Genomic DNA, 16,146 nt, shown 5'->3' with positions numbered 1-16,146 from the left:
CGCAGACCTCCAACAAGGGCGGTGAATTCGTGCATTGAACCGCGAAGAATCCGGGTGCTATGGCTGCCAACAGGTCGACCCGCTGAAGCGCACCAAAGGCAGAGATGCTTAGCGGCGGCTCGCCGACGCCTGATGATTGAGCGGCCACAGGGGATAGCTGCACTTTCATCCTGGCTAGTCGATGACGGAGCGAGTCGCCGCGCATGTTCAATATGCTATTCGCGCTCACGCACGGTGATCTGGATTGTGGGATCGATCCAGGCCTGGCCGTACCGTAACCTATGAGCATGCGCACCCTGAGTGGCGCACGGGTGATACGTACAGGAGTTCGAATCCCCCCTCGGACACGTTATTTCCCCACGAAGCGTGATTTCTCTTCGCGTTTCGAGCGATCCCCGTCCCGTTGGGCGGGGATTTTTGCTGCGCGGGGCAGGACGCTCGTCGGGGCGGTGAGCGGGAAGACCTCCGTGTCAGTTTCGATGGTCCAGGCGTCGTGGTCACACACGATGATCATGTTGTTGAGCCGCAGGTAGCCGGCGACGCTGTCTGGATCCTGGTCGCGCATCGCCGGGTGGTGCCGACGCAGGCAGCTGTGGTGTCGAATCCTGTCCAGGAGATGGTCTCTCGGACGTAGAGGGTCTTCTGTCGTCTCGATGAGGTGGGTCGGGTGCAGGTGTTGCCGTGTCGGCAGCGGTAGCCGGCACGGTCGTGGACCCAGTGGGAGTCCATGATTCGGCCGCACACGCCGCAGCAGATCACTCCGGCCAACACATAGCAGCGGGGGATGCCGTCGGCTGGGGTCGGTGCGCTGTGGATTGCCTGGACGGCGACGAAGTGTTCTTCGCTGACCAGCGGAGTATGCGCGATCTCGCGGGAGATGACCCAGTCAGTGGAGGCGCTCCACCGTTGGATCTCGTGGTGTCGATCGAAGGTTCCCTTGTCAGGGAGGGCATCACGGTCGGTGCGTTGACGGTTCCAGACCTGCCGCCCGGTGTAACGGGGGTTGGCCAGGATGGCCGCGACAGTGGTGAGCATCCATTGGCGGCCGCTGCGGTGGGGGTTACGCGCTGGGTCGACGCCGGACGGGCACAAGACGCCGTTGTCGTTGAGGGCGCGGGCGATGCTGGCCACGCTCCGGCCGGCGAGCCGCTGCTCGAAGATCCACCGTACGTGGGGTGCGGTGGCAGGGTCGGGCGGCTGACCGGCGCGGACTCGCAGTGCCGGGGCTTGCGCTTCACCGTCGGTACGGGTCGATGATTTCCTTTGGGCGCAGCGCGGGGGCGGCGAGGTCGCGGAGTGTCGGCGAGGTGAGGTAGAACCTGCCTCGGGTCTCGCCGTGCTGTTCGAGCATGTCCGCCCGGACGAGGGTGCGAAGGTCGCGGGTTGCTTGGTCGTCGGTGAGGTTCTCGTCGCGTTGATAGAGGGTGCGGCGTACTCGACCGCCGGTCGCGGCGAGGTGTAGGGCGCTAACAACCCGCTCGGGCAGCCCGTTGCGCCGGACCCAGGTGTCCAGTAGTTCCCAGAGCTGCGCGGCTTGGTCGAGGCGTTGCCGGACCAGTTGGGCTTGTTGGTGGTGGGCGCTCAGGCAGAATCGGATCCACTTGCTGGTGTCGTTGTCGGGCTGCCAGGTCGGGCCGCCGACCTCACCGAGCGCGTCGTAGTAGGCGTACGTGTTTCGGCCGACGCCGAGCCACTCCTCGATGGAGGAGAACTCAGGGGCGAGGACGCCGTCGCGGGCGAGTACGAGGGTGTGGAGGCACCGGGACATTCGGCCGTTTCCGTCCCGCCAGGGATGGATCTTGACCAGGTTCAGGTGAGCCATGGATGCCCGGACGAGCAGCGGTGTCTCCGGTTCGCCGTCGGCCAACCAGTCGATCAGCTCGGAGATCAGCGACGGGACGTCGTCGGCGTCTGGCCCGGTGTAGACGCGTCGGCCGGTGTGCGCCTCGTCGATGTGGATGTCTCCTGGACGGTAGCGGCCCGGCCACTTGCTGAGGTCATGGCGGAGCATCATGAAGTGCAGCGCGTTGAGCAGCATGTGCTGCCAGGTGAACTCGCGTGAGCGGGCGAGTTGTTGCACGTAGGTCAGGGCGTCCCGGTAGCCGGTGATGACCCCCCAGGTTTGCGGGCTCGTCTCTACCGGTTCGTCGCCGGCGACGGCCGCGGCGGCGACGTCCAGGGACACCTGGTAGCCCTCGATCGAATTCGAGCTCTGGATGGCGCCGCTCCTCAGCGACGGCCGGTGCGGGCCTCGGGTGACGTGCCGCCGTAGGTGGACAGATCGACGCTGATCAGGGCTGGGTGGATGGGACTTCACTGCCGGCGGGCTGACCGTGCGGGCCACCGTGGGCATGGGGGATCGCTCGGCGGCCACGTCCCGGGATCGGCCGGGGCGGTGGTGGCGCCGTCGAGGCGCGGACGACGAGCTCGACCGGTTGGTCGGCCGCCGGTGGAAGCTCGACGTCCGGCTTCTCGATGACCTGTACCAGCAGCGCGAGGCCCTGCCGCGCGACCTCGTCGAACGGCTGCCGCACGGTGGTGAGCGGGGGAGTGACGTAGGCGGCGACCGGGATGTCGTCGAACCCGACGACGCTGATGTCCTCGGGCACCCGGCGCCCGGCCTCGAGCTGCGCGCGGATGAGACCGATCGCCATGTCGTCGTTCGCGGCGAACACCGCGGTCACGGTGCCGTCGCCGGCCAGTTCCCGGCCCGCCGCGTAGCCGGACGCGGCCGACCAGTCGCCCTCGACGACCGGCGGCTCGTCCGCGCCGTGGGCTCGCAGCGCCTCGCGCCAGCCGGCGAGACGGTCCCGTGCCGAATACCACCGCTGCGGGCCGGCCAGGTGATGGACGGTCGCGTGCCCCAGCTCCAGCAGGTGCTCGGTCGCGGCCCGCGCGAGCCGGCCCGCGCCGACCCTGGCGGTCACCACCTGCGGCGCGGCGAAGGTGGGCGGCGCGCCGAGGACCAGGACCGGCACGTCGACGCTGATGAGGCCGACGCCCTCGTCGATCGGCTCGGAGATGACGACGCCGTCCACGCCCTGGCCCAGCAGCGACGTCAGGGCGCTCGCGATGCCGCCCGGGTCGCCCTCGATCGTGGCGGCCACCCGCAGCGTGTAGCCCACCTCCCGGACCGCCCGCTCGATGCCCATGAGCCACGACGCCGGCCCGTACAAGGCGCTGCCGAGCGTCACCACGCCGATCGACCGGGTCCGCCCGGAGGCCAGCGCCCGGGCCGCCTGGTTGCGCCGGTAGCCGAGCTCCGCGGCGGCGTCCAGGACCCGCCGGCGCACGTCGGCCGAGACATACTGCTCGTCGTTGAGGACCCTGGACACCGTCTTCTGGGAGACGCCGGCCAGCCGCGCGACGTCCACGCTGCGCGGCGTCGGAGGGCTTCCACCCGGCCTCGCCAGTCGCGTCATGGCACCTCCCGCCGCCGGCCATAGTCCTCTATGATTGCGCTGTCATGTCTACGCAGTCAGACGCTCGCCATCAAGATCCCGTAACCCGCCGTGACGCTGGCGAAGCACGTTTCTTACCAGCACCCTAACCCCAGTTTCGAACCGAACAGGTCAGGCCGGGCCGCCCGCCGACTTCACCGAAGACGACAGTGCTGCTGTCCACGCCTTCGGCGTGTCACGCGGCCGGGCGCCGCAGAGGCGAATCGGTTCGCTACTCGATCGGCGCCGCGTCGGTGGGCCGGCGACACGGAGTGCCTGAGCGCGATGCCCTAGCACTCCGGAAGGGTCGTACTATCGGCGGCCACTCGAAGCTTGCGAGGCGTCAGGAGCAGGAAGTAACCGTCTTGAAACCTTGACTTCACGCTCGATGCACCCATTAATACGTACCTATGTATCTGGCCGCAACCACCCTTCCCGGGTGGTCGGCGACGCCGGCAGCTTTGTCGAATCGATTCGAGTATCGGCCTTGAGGCTGTGCCCTGAACCGGTGTTGCGGAGTTGGCGGATGAGTCACAGGAGGTAACCGTGCATCGTACGAACGTCCGCTGGGGTGGCCGATTGTCGGCGTGGGCCAGAGGGTTGGCCGCGACCGTGGCGCTCGCCCTGCCCCTGACGCTGGGTGGCCTGACCCTGGCGCCCCCCGGGTCGGCCCTGGCCGCGCCGGTCGAGACGCAGAGTGTCGCGGCCGCCGGACTTGACGGTGTGGCGGCCGGGAACGCCGCGATCACCTCGATCGACCTGAGCGGGACCTGGGGCTTCACGCCCGCGGGCCGGGCGGCGACCACGATCGCGGTGCCCGGTGGCGGCTGGTACAAGCAGGGCTTCACCGACGTGAACGAGGCGGTGTACTCGCGCAGCATCACCGTGCCGGACTCGGGGCAGCCGCAGTCGACCTGGATCGAGTTCGGCGCCGTCAACCACCAGGCGACACTGTCGGTCGACGGCCGCGTGGTCGCCACCCAGACGACGGCGTTCACCCCGTCGAACTTCGACATCAGCGCATACGCGGCGCCCGGCACCACCCACACGATCACGGTGAACGTGAAGGGCCGCGGCGCGTTGAAGGCATCCAACGGCCGGTACCTGGTGCCCGACGCCGCCACGTGGTCCGAGGCGATACCGCAGGGGATCTTCGGGTCCGCGTTCCTGCGGGTGTACCCGGCGGTGTACGTCAGCGACACATTCGTGCGTACGTCGGTGGCGAACAAGACGCTGACCTACGACGTGACGGTGCGGAACACGTCGGGCAGTTCCCGGTCGGTGACGTTGACCGGGTCGCTGTCGTCCAGCAACGGAACGGCTTTCAGCTACCCGGCACTGCCCAGCCGTACGGTCACCGTGGCGGCCCGCTCGACCGTGATCGTGACCGTCGGGCCGGTCGCGTGGAACCTCGACAGCACCTCGTACTGGTGGCCCAATGTGCCGTACCGGTCGGGGTACCGGGCGCAGTTGCACGGGCTGACGGTGCATGCCGTCACCGACGACGGCCGGACGAGCGACGCCGAGTACCGGTTCGGGTTCCGGGAGGCCACCCAGAACGGTGACTACTACTACCTCAACGGCGTGCGCGTGAACTTCCGCGGCGACAACCTCCAGGGTGGCGACTATGACCGGATCAACAACGGCGGCAAGGGCGACGCGTACCACACCCTGCCCGGCTTCCTGCCCCCGTCGTCCGGCAACGGCGGCTGGCCGCAGGCGGTGGACAACTACCAGCGGCTGAACTACAACGTGGTGCGCATCCACCAGGAGCCCGGGAGCCCGTACATGTTGGATGTCGCCGACGAGATGGGCCTGATGATCATCGACGAGGTCGCGATTCGCGGCTCCCAATCCTCGCAGGAGTGGCAGAACTCCGTCGGGCGCGACAACATGGTCAACCACGCCCGTGCGCTGGTCCTGCGCGACCGCAACCACCCCGCGATCATCCGCTGGAGTCAGAACAACGAGCCGAACCAGAGCGGCCAGGATTCCGAACAGTTCGAGAAGGACCTGTACGCGGCGATGAACGGCGCCGACGGCACCCGGCCGATCATTGTCGAGGTGGGCGTCGGCGGGAATGTCAGCCTGTATCCCGGGATGACGTACGCCAACTTCGCGGTGATCCCGCACTACGTCGACGGCTTCGGCAGGTACGGGGAGGGCCTGATCACCGTGAATGGGCGGCCCGACGGCGAGGGCGAGTTCATCTGGCCGGCATGCAACAACAAGCAGGGCTTCGAGTGGTTCGCCACGGCAACCCTGGCCAAGCGCGGCAAGGGCGCCACCGACCTGCGCCCCTACACGCTGCTGTCCGCCTGGGCCAGCGTCGTGCCCGGAGTGCGGTCCACCGACTTCACCCCGGAGGAGGGTGGCCACCCCATCTACGGCGCGGACAACCTGCCCGACCCGTGGAGCAACCCGCAGATCCAGCGCGTGCAGGCGGCGTTCAACTCGGTGGCCGCGGTCGACCTCCCCTACTGGTCCGCCTCCGGCAATTCGGACTCGAACGGCACCTTCCCGCTGCCGCAGGCGGTACCCAGCTACGCCCGAAACGCCACGGTGACCCGCAACATCACCGTCTTCAACGACGACTTCACCAACACCTCGGTGGGCTTCACCTGGACCGCCCGGCTCGACAGCCCGACCGGCACCCTCGTCGCGTCCGGCAGCACCACCCTGACCATCCCACTCGGCTCACGGGTCACCCAACCGGTGTCCTTCACCGCCCCCGCCACCGGAAGCCGGGTGTACCTGCAGCTGTCGACCGCGAAGTCCGGCAGCACCGTCTTCACCGACGCGGTCGAGTACCTCAACCTCAGTGGAAGCGGCGGAACCGGGCCCGCAGCAGGCACCTACCGCATCGTCAACCGCAACAGCGGCAAGCCCCTCGCCATCGCCGGCAACTCCACCGCCGACGGCGCCAAGGCGGTCCAGCAGAGCGGCACCCCCACGTGGACGATCAGCACCACGCAGGACGCCTACACCCTGCGCTACACCGCCTCCGGAAAGGTGCTGGACGTCAACGGCGGCAGCACCACGGCGGGCCTGCAACTGCAGCAGTGGTCAGCCAATGGCGGCACCAACCAGATGTGGTACCTGCGGCCCACCGGTGACGGCTACTACACCATCGTCAGCCGCAGCAGCGGACTGGCAGCCGACGTCTCCGCCGCCTCGACCAGCGACGGGGCGCAGGTCGTGCAGTGGACCGCCAACGGCGGGACCAACCAGCAGTGGCAGTTCGTAGCCTCCTGACCAGTGGCAGAGGTGAGTGTCAAGTTCGGCCGCCGGTAACGGGCTGCCGATTGTCGCGCCGACTCGGGGGCACGGTTTGTGCCTCCGAGTCGGGCGCGATCCCATCATGGTGGGACACGAGCTACCGATCCGGACAGACGCGGGCCAGGTCCGCTCGCTACCCGTACGTGAGCCAGGCCCGGGCGTCGCGGCTGAGTGCACGGACGGTCGAACGCGCGTACTGGCAGTTGGAGTCCGCTGGCTACTCCCGAACCATCTTGCGGACGCAGCTGAGCCACCGAGATCAGCGATGACTACATGCTCTACATCTGGCGCGCTCAAGAGGGACGGCCTCTCGGCGTACTTGACACACCTCGTGGGGTAGTGCGCAGCATGTCGTGGCAAGACGCCCTCATCATCGCCTACGACGACGGCACGATCATGAGCTGGGACGTACGCAATAACCCCGCGCAGGTTCCGGCTGAAGGCAGTGAGCCACATGCCCTCAACAGCGAAAGAACGCCATCGATATGGCTTGCCGCCAAAGCCAGTCGACTGAAAGTTCACCAGCGTGCAAAACGGCTCCTGGCGGTAGACCTCGATCTCCGCGGTGAGTTCATCAATGATTGCGGTGGGCCAGCCGAAGTAGGACGTCGTGTAAGTGAGGGCATTGTAGAATGCGGCGAGTCCTGCCCTCGCCGCATTCTCGGCGGAAGTGGGGTGGCCGGGGACGCTTGCGGGCAGAGCACAGGACGATTGCCGAGTAGCCGTGTGAGATCTCCCGGGCGACCTGCCGTACCTCAATTGATCCGTCCAGCGGCCCGAATTCGGGTCGCAGCACCGCCCGGAGGTCGTGTTCGTCGACATCCGCACTGGGAAAAGTCTTCTCCCCGACGGTGTAACCGCGGCAGCGGCGCAGGGCCGCGGTGACGAAGAGACCCCCGGGCCGGACCAGGCCAGTGATGTGGCGCATGAAGAACTGCCAGGTCGCCCGGTCGGCGGTGGCGGAGTCCGCGCAGTAGGCGCTGACCACCGTCGCGTATCGGCGGTCCATCGGGCGGGGCTGCCGGGCGTCCACCCGGATCAGCGCGGTGATCTTCTCCCGGGCGAGATCCTCACGGATCGCCACGTCCTCGTCGGTCGGGCAGATGACCCCCTCACACCGCAGGGTGTAGCGGACGAACGGGCGCCAGTCGTGAGCATCGTGTTCGCGGTCGATCCACCGCTGGATCTCGTTGAGATTCGCCGGCAGGTAGTCGCCCAGGTGGATCTCCGAGGCCACCTCGGCGGCCGCGAAAACGTGATGCAGGGTGGGCCCCACCCCGAAGAACAACACGGGCTGACCACCTTCCGCGCGTCGCATCGCCTCGACGAGGAACGCGATGGTGGCAATCTCGTCCGGTTCGACGGTGCGGTAGTAGCCGGCGAGGTACTCCGCCGGTATCCAGTCCGTGTCGAATGACGCGTACCGGCGGCGCCGCCGGGTCAGGAAGGCTCGGGTGAGGCGGGCGAGGCCGTACTCGTACAGGGCGGCGCCCAGGTTGGCGCCGCCGAGGAACACGAGTGCCTCGTTCGAGGTGATCGAGTCGCTGAAGGCTGCGATCCCGAAGGCGCCCGCGTAGTAGGGCACCTCCTTGGCGACCTCGGTACCGGCGTACCCGAGGGCCGCCGCCAGGCGCGGTGCGCGGACGCCGCTCGCCCTGCGCCGGAGCACGTCGTACAACGCCTTGGACAACACGTTGGTGCTGGTGCCCGTCGTCGCCAGGAGCGTCCAGTTCGCCCGCACACCGGTCCGCAGGCCGAACCCCCAGACCGCGTAGGTGGCGACCAGAAACGCCACCGTCCCGCGGTGGTCGAGGCTGCTGAGCAGGCCGGACGCGACCAGGCACGCGCCGGCCGCCACCACGCTCGCCTCCAGCGCGTAGGCCGATGCCGTGGTGGCGACGAGGCTGAAGACCCAGTTCCAGAGCTTGCGGCGCGTCGTCGGGGCACGGTCCGCCGGCCGGCCCACCGGAGCCGCACCGATGTCGTTCATACCGGTGCCGCCGCTCTGGCCGGTCGTCGGCCCGGCTCCCAGGCCATCGACTGAAACACCGCGACCACCAAGGCGCAGACCGGTCGCCCGGTGCAGCGGGCGCCGGCGACCGCGATGCCACGCGACGGGAAGCTCGTGCCGCGGTTGCGACACAGCGCGTCCAGGGACGTGGTCACCAGCCCCCGCAGGCTCACCTCGTCGTCGGCGTCGTGTTCTACCAGCAGTCCTCGCCCGCAGTCGTCCTGCACCCAGCCGAGACCGGCCCAGGCCTGTGCGTCCGGCACCGCCGTCCGCGCCCGTGCCACCACGCAGTACAGCCGGTCGCCCCAGCTACCCGGTGTACGGCCGATCCGTTCGACCTGCTCGACGGAGCTGGCGGGCGGCAACACCGAGCTGAGGTAGATCAGGTTCCGGTCGGCGACACCGGCCGCCACCAGCGCGGCGTCGAAGGCGGCCAGCTCGGTCGGGCCACGGCCGACGGCTCCGGCCACCAGGATGTTCATCGCTGTCCGCCGTCCGCGCGGACTGCGGGCGGGGAGTCTTGCACTGTCCGCGCCCGTTCCGATCCGGTGCGCTCGGCCTCGACCAGCACCCGGCGGGAAAGCTTGCCCGACGGCGCCCTCGGTACTGACGAGGTGAACCGGACGGCGCGGAGCCGCTTATAGGGAGCGACCCGCTCGGCCACGTAGGCCAGCAGTTCCGCAGCTGTCGCCGGTCCCCGCAGCACCACGTACGCGACCGGCACTTCGCCGGCGTCCGGGTCGGGCCGGGGTACCACGGCCGCGTCCGCGACCGCCGGGTGGGTGAGCAGCAGGTGTTCCAACTCGGCCGGCGCCACCTGGTACCCCTCGTACTTGATCAATTCTTTCAACCGGTCGACCACGTACAGGTAACCGTCCTCGTCGAAGTAGCACAGGTCCCCGGTGCGCAGCCAGCCGTCGGCGTCGATGGTGGCGGCCGTGGCCTCCGGACGGTCGCGGTAGCCCTGCATGACCTGCGGGCCGCGGATCCATAGCTCGCCGGCGCGCCCGGCACCAAGGTAGGCACCGCTGTTCGGATCGACGACGCGCGCCTCGGTGTTCGGCACCAGTCGACCGACCGACCCGCGCCGCGGCTGGTCGAGTGGCCCTACGGCGACCATGGCGGTGGCTTCCGTCATGCCGAGGCCCTGGCTGACCACACACCCGAGCCGCTCGGCGCATCGCTGCTCCACATCGGCACCGAGGGGAGCCGCACCCACGCCCAGACTCCGCAACGAGGACAGGTCGTGGTCGTCCACCAGTGGATGATCGGCCAGCGCGGTCGCCATCGGCGGCGACACGATACTGACCGTCACCCGGTATTCCTCCATCGTCCGAAGGAAGGCTTCGAGGTCGAAGCGCGCCAGGGTGACGACGGTCGCGCCGGCCGCCAGACTGCACGGCAGCACGACGTTGAACCCCATGACGTGGAAGAACGGCGCCGCGGCGAGCACCACGTCGTCCTCGCGGAAACCCATCACCGCCTGGCTCTGGCGAACGTTCGTCACCACGCTCGAGTGGGTCAGCTCCACTCCCTTGGGCAGGCCGGTGGTGCCGCTGGAGTACGGCAGGGCGGCGAGTCCGCGATCGGGGTCGTCCGCGAGCGTCGCCGGCGGGTGGTGGTGGGCGATCAGTTCACGGAACGACGTTGCGCCGACCGCGTCCCCGAAGACCAGCACCTCCTCGACGCCCGCCCGCTCGGCGGCGGCCACCGCGCGGTCCAGGAACGGCGGCACGGTGACCAGCATCCGCGCCCCGGCGTCGGCGAGCTGACCGGCCAGCTCCTCGACGGCGAGCATCGGGTTGGCCCCGGTGATGATCCCGCCGGCTGCCATCGTCCCGTAGGCGGCCAGGGCGAACTCCGGCGAATTGGGGCTGTAGAGGGCCAGCACGTCACCCGGGGCGAAGCCTCGGGCGACCAGGCCGGCCGCGACCCGCTCCACACCGGTGGCGAGTTGCCGGTAGCTGATCGTGCGGCCGGTTGCGCCGTCGATCAGGGCCGGTTTGTCGCCGAGACGGGCGGCATGCCGCAGTACCAGCGATGGCACGGTGGTCCCGCCGACCTGGACGTCCGGCAGATCGCTGCGGGACGGATGAACAACGGCCATGGCTACTCCTTCACCGTTGACGCCGGCACCAACCTGGGCAGGTTGCCGCTGGTGGGCCCGGGTTCCGACACTCATGAGCCGACCGTAGGGAGCTGCCGTGTGCAGACCGTTTCCCGACCGTTTTCGCAGCGTGGAAAGCGATAGAGTTCTTTTCGGACGACGACGGTGGTGGCTATGCGGAACCAACAGTTGCGTGTCCGGGTGCTCGGCGGGGCCGAGCTGACGATGGATGGGCGTCCCCTGGTGGAGCTGGCCTCCGCCAAGGCGACGGCGCTCCTGTTCTACCTGGCGGTCACCGGCACCGCGCACTCACGCTCGGCGCTGGCCGGGTTGCTCTGGAGCGACCTTCCGGAGCCGACGGCCCGGGCCAATCTGCGGCTGGTGCTGACCAAGCTGCGCCGGGTCGTCCCGGAGCAGGTGGCAGTGAGCAGGCAGACCATAGCGCTGGCGGACAGCCGGCAGGTGTGGGTCGACGTCGCGGAGGTGAGCCGGGTGGCCGCCGCCCACCAGGACGACGACGAGCTGCTGGAGGCCGTCCGGCTCTGCCGAGGCGAGTTCCTCGAGGGTTTCGGCGTCCCGGGAGCGCCGCTTTTCGATGATTGGCTGACCGAGCGGCGCGCCGCTGTTCGGGCGGACATGCTCGCGCTCATGGACCGTGCCGTGCAGCGGGCCAGAGACCGGCGGGATGCTGCCGGCGGGATTGAGGTGACCCGCCGGCTGCTGCAGCTGGAGCGCCTGCACGAGGAGGCGCACCGTGCGTTGATGTGGTTCCTGGCCGTGGGCGGTCAGCGTAGCGCCGCGCTCGCCCAGTACGAGACCTGCCGCTATCTCCTTCGGGAGGAGTTGGGTATCGAGCCGGCGGCGGACACGCTTGCCCTCCGTGACGAGATCGCCGTCACCCGTGGGTTCACCGCGCTGGGTGTTGACCCGCTCGCGTCCGCCGCTCGGCAGGACGTGGCCCTGGCGGCCGGGTCGCCGCCGACCGATCTGCCTCGCCCGCTCACCGCGCTGGTCGGTCGGGAAAGGGAGCTGGCGCGCCTGCATGAGCTTCTCGATGATCCCACGTGCCGGCTCGTGACCCTGGTGGGTCCCGGCGGGATCGGAAAGACCCGGCTGGCGGTAGAGGTCGCCGCGTATCGGCAGGGGCGTCGTCGTGACGGGACGGTGTTCGTGTCGTTCGTTGGCACCAGCCCGGCCCGGCCGGCCGAGGCCGCCGATCTGGTCGTCGCCGGTCTCGCCCGCGCGCTCGAGATCGACCTGGCTGTGCCCCGCGAACCGCTGGACCTGCTCGCCGAGCAGTTGGCCGGCCGCGAGCTGCTTCTCGTGCTCGACAATCTGGAGCATCTCCGCGACAGCGCGGGGGTGCTCGCCGAACTCCTGAGGCGAGCACCCGGCGCGCAGCTGTTGGTGACGTCCCGGCGGCCGCTGGGGCTGGGTGTGGAGTGGCTGGTCGAGGTGCCAGGTCTGCCGTACCCACCGCCGGGCGCCGACGCGGACGCCGCCGGCTACGAGGCGGTGCAGCTCTTCCAGGAGCGGGCCCGGCTGCTGCGTCCCAACTCCCTCGCCATCGACGGCACCGCGGGGGCCGGCCGCGTGTGCCGGCTGGTCGCCGGTGTGCCGCTGGCCATCGAGCTGGCCGCCCGCTGGGTGCGCTCCGCCACCCCGGCCGCCATCGCCGATCGGCTCGCCAGCGGGCTCGAACTGCTCGAGACCACCGCACCCGACGTGGAGCGGCGACACCGCAGCCTCCGCTCCGTGATCGACTGGTCGTGGCAGCTGCTGACCGAGGAGGAACGCCGGACCCTACGGCGGTTGTCGGTGCTGCGCCGTAGCTTCGACCTCGCGGCCGCCGGCGCCGTGGCGGGCGCCGGACTGCCGATGCTGGCCAGCCTCGTCGACCAGTCGCTGATCGCGGTCGGCGAGGACGGCCGCTACGAGATGCACGAGCTGCTCCGGCAGTACGCGGCCGAGAGCCTGGCCGCGGACCCCGCGGAGGAGGCGCGGACCCGGTGGCGCCACGCCGAGCACCACGTCGCACTGCTGCCCGCGCCGGGCGAGGCCCGCACCGAGGGCGGGCCGAGTCTGGAAACGGAGCAGGAGAACCTGCGGGCCGCCACCGAATGGCTCATCCTCGGCGCCGACCCGATCACACTCGACGCTCACCTGGTCCGGCTGTGGGCGGTGTACCAGCGCCTGGGCTGGTTCCGGGAGGCTCAGGCCTTCTTCCGCGCGGCCCTGGAACGTCACGTCGCGCCCCTGCATCGGGCCCGCTGGCACCGCATGCTCGGCGAGACGCACCAGCAGATCGGGGAGGCGAACGCCGCTCGGTACCACCTGGAGCGGGCACTGGACCTCCTGGTCGGCCGCGTCCCGACGTCGACGTCGGGACGACTGGGGATGATCGCGTCACAGGTGATCCGCCGGACGCTTCACGGCCTGCGGCCGGGTGGTGTCGTGGCCCGGGGTGCGGACCGGCGTGAGGCGGCCCGCGAACGCGCTGCCGCCTGCTTCACGATCGCCGAGGTCTACTGGGTACTCGATGAGCACCTTCCGGTCCTCGCCGCGTCGATCTCGTCGCTGAACGCTGCCGAACGCGCCGGGGACCTCGATCTGATCGTGCGGGCGCAGGCTGGTCTCGGGATGATGATCGGCACCGTGGGGTTGCACCGGCTCGCGGGCCGCCACCTTCGTGCCGCGAGCAGCGCCGTCGAGCGCACCAACGATCCGCTCACCGCCTGCTGGGTCGGCATTGTGGGCGGGCTGCACTGGACCGGGGTCGGCGACTGGGCCGCCGTCGACCTCGGCGCGAACCGGGTCCTGAAACTCCGGCGCCGGACACCGATGCACCGGTGGGCCGACGAGGTGCTCCTGATCAGCGCATTCAGGCGGTACCTCACCGCCCGCTACGCGCAGGCGGCCGCAGCGGCCGCCGAGGCGATGGCCGCCGGCCGAGAACGCCGCGATCCCGTCGTACACCTCTGGGGTCTACTCGTCCTGATCGAGACGGCCCTGCGCGCCAACCCCGACGACCCGGCGCTGGCAGGCTGGTCCGAAGAGGCCGCACAGCTTTTGCCGGCAGCGGCCAGGATCGACGCGGCCCGCCTCCACGCCGCCGTGGCTCGCCAACACCTTGCCAGCGGGCAGCCGTTGGACGCGTGGCAGGCGATCCGCACCGCCGACCACCTGATCGGCCCACATCCGTCGTTCGAGCAGTACGCCATCGAGGCGCACGCCGGCATTGCCGAGGTCTCTCTGGCGCTGCTCGAGCTGGCGGATCCGCATCGACGATCGGCGCGCGGAGCGGGCGAGCCTGACCCGGCCGAGCTGCGCGAAAGCACCGCAGTCGCCCTGCGCCGGTTACGCCGCTACGCCCGCACGTTTCCCATGGCCCGTCCGAGGGCGCTCATCTGCCTGGGCTGGTACCGATGGCTGGGCGGCCGGGCCGAGCCCGCCCGGCGGGCGTGGGTCCGGGCAGCCCGCGAAGCCGAGCGACGTCAGATGCCCTACGAGCTGGCACGCGCCCATTACGAACTCGGCCGTCACCTCGTCGCGGGACAGCGGTCAGCCCTCGGGCTCGACCGGGCTGAGCACCTTGAGCGAGCGATCGCCGAATTCGGCCTTGCCGGATGCCGAGCGGACCTGCGCCGAGTTCAGGCGCTCGCCCGGCGGACCGGCTCGTAGCCCGCATCGCAATACCACCGTTGACGTTCTCCGCCGGCACCGTGATCATCGCCGGGATCCTCGCCGGCGGTGACGCGGCTCCCCGCCATCGACGCCCCGCCCACTCTGCGGGTCGCCGCTGCGTTCACCGACTCGCCCAGGCGATCTGACCGCGGACCCGACCCGGGTTCAACACGTCCGCCGATCCGATTACGCAACGGCGCCACCTCAACGTCCGGGTGGTCACTGATTCGGGGCTTATGCCGCATCCGAGTTATCTGTCCGGTTCTGTTCCCTATGCTCCAGTTGACACCCGTACCCGATCCAGGAGTCCGGCCGGTCCTGCGCCGCGTGCTGCCCACGCCGCGCGTACGCCCGGCTCGCGTCGCCGTGGGGCGCGCCCCCGCCGCGGTGTGCACCGCCGGATCCGACAGAGATGCGTGAGACACGATGAAGGACGCGGACACAATAGTCCTGCCCCGGCTGGCGTCGACGGAGGTCGACGTCGAGGACCCCTGGGGTGAGGACCACGCGATGGTCACCCAGGCGACGACCGACACCGGCCGGTGGCGGGTCACCGCCTGGCTGGTGCCGGCACTGTTGACGGTCGCGCTCTGCCTCCTGCGGGCCGGCGTGGCCACTCCGCCGGGCGGCGGCACCCCGGGCCTCGCCGGTTCGCCGCTGCTGCGCTTGTGGGCGGAGGTGCTCGGCGCGTCCGGCCCGGCGATACGGGTGGTGTCGACGGTGGCCGTCACCGCCGCCGCGGCCCTCGTCGGGCTCCTGGCGGCCCGACTCTTCACGCCGCGGGTGGGCCTGCTGGCCGGCGTGATCTTCGCGCTGCTGCCGACGTCGACCCGGTACGCGCAGGAGATCCAGCCGTACGCGCTGACGGTGTTCGCCGCCGTGCTCGCCACGCTGCTGCTCGTGCGGGCGGTTGACCGGCCGACGGTCGGACGCTTCGCCGGCTACGGCGCCGCGGTGCTGCTGCTGGGCCTTTCGCACGGTCTCGCGCTGCTGTTGCTCGCCGGGCACGGCTGGTCGATGTTCGTCTTCCGACGCGGGGTGGTCGGCCGGTGGTCGGCGGTCGCGATCCTCGGCGCGCTCCCCGCGGCTGTCGCGCTGGGGCTTCCCAGTGGCGTGGTCGGCGGCGGGATCGCGCGGGGGTCGGAGCCCACTCTGGACGTGCTGGCCGCGACGCCCCGGAACCTCTTCGGCGTCACCGCCCTGGGGGTCGTGCTGGCCGGGTTGGCGCTGTTCAGCCTGCCGCTGCGACGCTCCGCCGCCCTCTACACCGCCTGGGCGGTGGTGCCGCCGCTGGGTCTGCTGCTGGTCGCGCAGGCGACGCCGGTCTGGATGCCGGAGGTGCTGCTCTTCACGCTGCCCGCGTGGGCCACCCTCGGCGCGGTCGCGCTGGCGCGGGTGCGCGCCCGGTGGTGCGCGGTCGCCCTGGTGGCGATCGCGGTGCTCGGCGCCCCGGCGCAGCTGGCCCGGTCCACGCCCGGGGGGCGCGAGCGGGCGACCGGCGATCTCACGAGGGTCGTTCACTTGTGGACGCGACCCGCCGACGGTGCGACGGCACGCGAGGCGCACCCCGCCGGTGGCTGAGGAGAGCGCGGCTCATGGTCATTTACGTAACTAGCCCGCTTTAA

General features: G+C 70.2%; 10 protein-coding genes. 3 read left to right on the top strand and 7 right to left on the bottom strand.

Going from position 1 to position 16,146, the window contains the following annotated elements; genetic code table 11:
- Positions 1–349: 349 nt before the first annotated feature.
- The 4 genes from ABZU53_RS18080 to ABZU53_RS18065 form a co-directional block, all read right to left on the bottom strand.
- Positions 350–565 (bottom strand): hypothetical protein, encoded by a 216-nt coding sequence (locus ABZU53_RS18080; RefSeq protein WP_355066824.1) that lies wholly within the window; start codon positions 563–565, stop codon positions 350–352.
- Positions 511–1,218, bottom strand: a complete 708-nt coding sequence (locus ABZU53_RS18075) for a recombinase family protein (RefSeq protein ID WP_355066820.1) — start codon at positions 1,216–1,218, stop codon at positions 511–513. The genes ABZU53_RS18080 and ABZU53_RS18075 overlap by 55 nt, the downstream gene beginning before the upstream one ends.
- A gap of 16 nt (positions 1,219–1,234) precedes the next feature.
- The gene (locus ABZU53_RS18070; protein ID WP_355066798.1) at positions 1,235–2,185 is read right to left on the bottom strand and encodes a Fic family protein; all 951 of its coding nucleotides are present in this window, start codon (positions 2,183–2,185) and stop codon (positions 1,235–1,237) included.
- A 106-nt stretch (positions 2,186–2,291) separates the two neighbouring features.
- Positions 2,292–3,422: a LacI family DNA-binding transcriptional regulator gene (locus ABZU53_RS18065; RefSeq protein WP_355066797.1), complete on the bottom strand. Its 1,131-nt coding sequence runs from the start codon at positions 3,420–3,422 to the stop codon at positions 2,292–2,294.
- 564 nt (positions 3,423–3,986) lie between these two features.
- Here ABZU53_RS18065 and ABZU53_RS18060 point away from each other — a divergent pair.
- On the top strand, positions 3,987–6,695 hold the full coding sequence (locus ABZU53_RS18060) for an RICIN domain-containing protein (RefSeq protein WP_355066796.1): 2,709 nt from the start codon (positions 3,987–3,989) through the stop codon (positions 6,693–6,695).
- 598 nt (positions 6,696–7,293) lie between these two features.
- On the opposite strand, the gene gntF is transcribed toward ABZU53_RS18060, so the two are convergent.
- Genes gntF through ABZU53_RS18045 form a run of 3 tightly spaced genes read right to left on the bottom strand, consistent with a single transcriptional unit; the run spans position 7,294 to position 10,837 of the window.
- Positions 7,294–8,709 carry a guanitoxin biosynthesis pre-guanitoxin forming N-methyltransferase GntF gene (gene gntF, locus ABZU53_RS18055; protein ID WP_355066795.1) on the bottom strand — a complete coding sequence of 472 codons (1,416 nt, stop codon included), beginning with the start codon at positions 8,707–8,709 and terminating at the stop codon, positions 7,294–7,296.
- On the bottom strand, positions 8,706–9,212 hold the full coding sequence (locus ABZU53_RS18050; RefSeq protein ID WP_355066794.1) for a pyruvoyl-dependent arginine decarboxylase: 507 nt from the start codon (positions 9,210–9,212) through the stop codon (positions 8,706–8,708). Before ABZU53_RS18050 ends, gntF begins: the two co-directional genes overlap by 4 nt.
- A complete protein-coding gene (locus ABZU53_RS18045; protein ID WP_355066793.1) occupies positions 9,209–10,837 on the bottom strand; it encodes an AMP-binding protein in 1,629 nt (542 codons plus the stop codon). Before ABZU53_RS18045 ends, ABZU53_RS18050 begins: the two co-directional genes overlap by 4 nt.
- A 174-nt stretch (positions 10,838–11,011) precedes the next feature.
- On the opposite strand from ABZU53_RS18045, the gene ABZU53_RS18040 reads away from it, so the two are divergent.
- Together ABZU53_RS18040 and ABZU53_RS18035 are read left to right on the top strand one after the other, a co-directional pair.
- Positions 11,012–14,518 (top strand): BTAD domain-containing putative transcriptional regulator, encoded by a 3,507-nt coding sequence (locus ABZU53_RS18040; RefSeq protein ID WP_355066792.1) that lies wholly within the window; start codon positions 11,012–11,014, stop codon positions 14,516–14,518.
- 429 nt (positions 14,519–14,947) lie between these two features.
- Positions 14,948–16,102, top strand: a complete 1,155-nt coding sequence (locus tag ABZU53_RS18035; protein ID WP_355066791.1) for a glycosyltransferase family 39 protein — start codon at positions 14,948–14,950, stop codon at positions 16,100–16,102.
- Positions 16,103–16,146: the final 44 nt, after the last annotated feature.

The organism is Micromonospora sp. NPDC005194 (genome assembly GCF_040608335.1).
Lineage (GTDB): Bacteria > Actinomycetota > Actinomycetes > Mycobacteriales > Micromonosporaceae > Micromonospora.
Note: the sequence above shows the minus strand (reverse complement) of the source record. Positions and strands in the feature narration are given on the sequence as shown.

Excerpts from the sequence above, each read along its gene's own strand:
- ABZU53_RS18080 (WP_355066824.1), bottom strand. The coding sequence starts at position 565 with ATGCGCGACCAGGATCCAGACAGCGTCGCCGGCTACCTGCGGCTCAAC.
- ABZU53_RS18065 (WP_355066797.1), bottom strand. The coding sequence starts at position 3,422 with ATGACGCGACTGGCGAGGCCGGGTGGAAGCCCTCCGACGCCGCGCAGC.
- gntF (WP_355066795.1), bottom strand. The coding sequence starts at position 8,709 with ATGAACGACATCGGTGCGGCTCCGGTGGGCCGGCCGGCGGACCGTGCC.
- ABZU53_RS18050 (WP_355066794.1), bottom strand. The coding sequence starts at position 9,212 with ATGAACATCCTGGTGGCCGGAGCCGTCGGCCGTGGCCCGACCGAGCTG.
- ABZU53_RS18045 (WP_355066793.1), bottom strand. The coding sequence starts at position 10,837 with ATGGCCGTTGTTCATCCGTCCCGCAGCGATCTGCCGGACGTCCAGGTC.
- ABZU53_RS18040 (WP_355066792.1), top strand. The coding sequence starts at position 11,012 with ATGCGGAACCAACAGTTGCGTGTCCGGGTGCTCGGCGGGGCCGAGCTG.
- ABZU53_RS18035 (WP_355066791.1), top strand. The coding sequence starts at position 14,948 with ATGAAGGACGCGGACACAATAGTCCTGCCCCGGCTGGCGTCGACGGAG.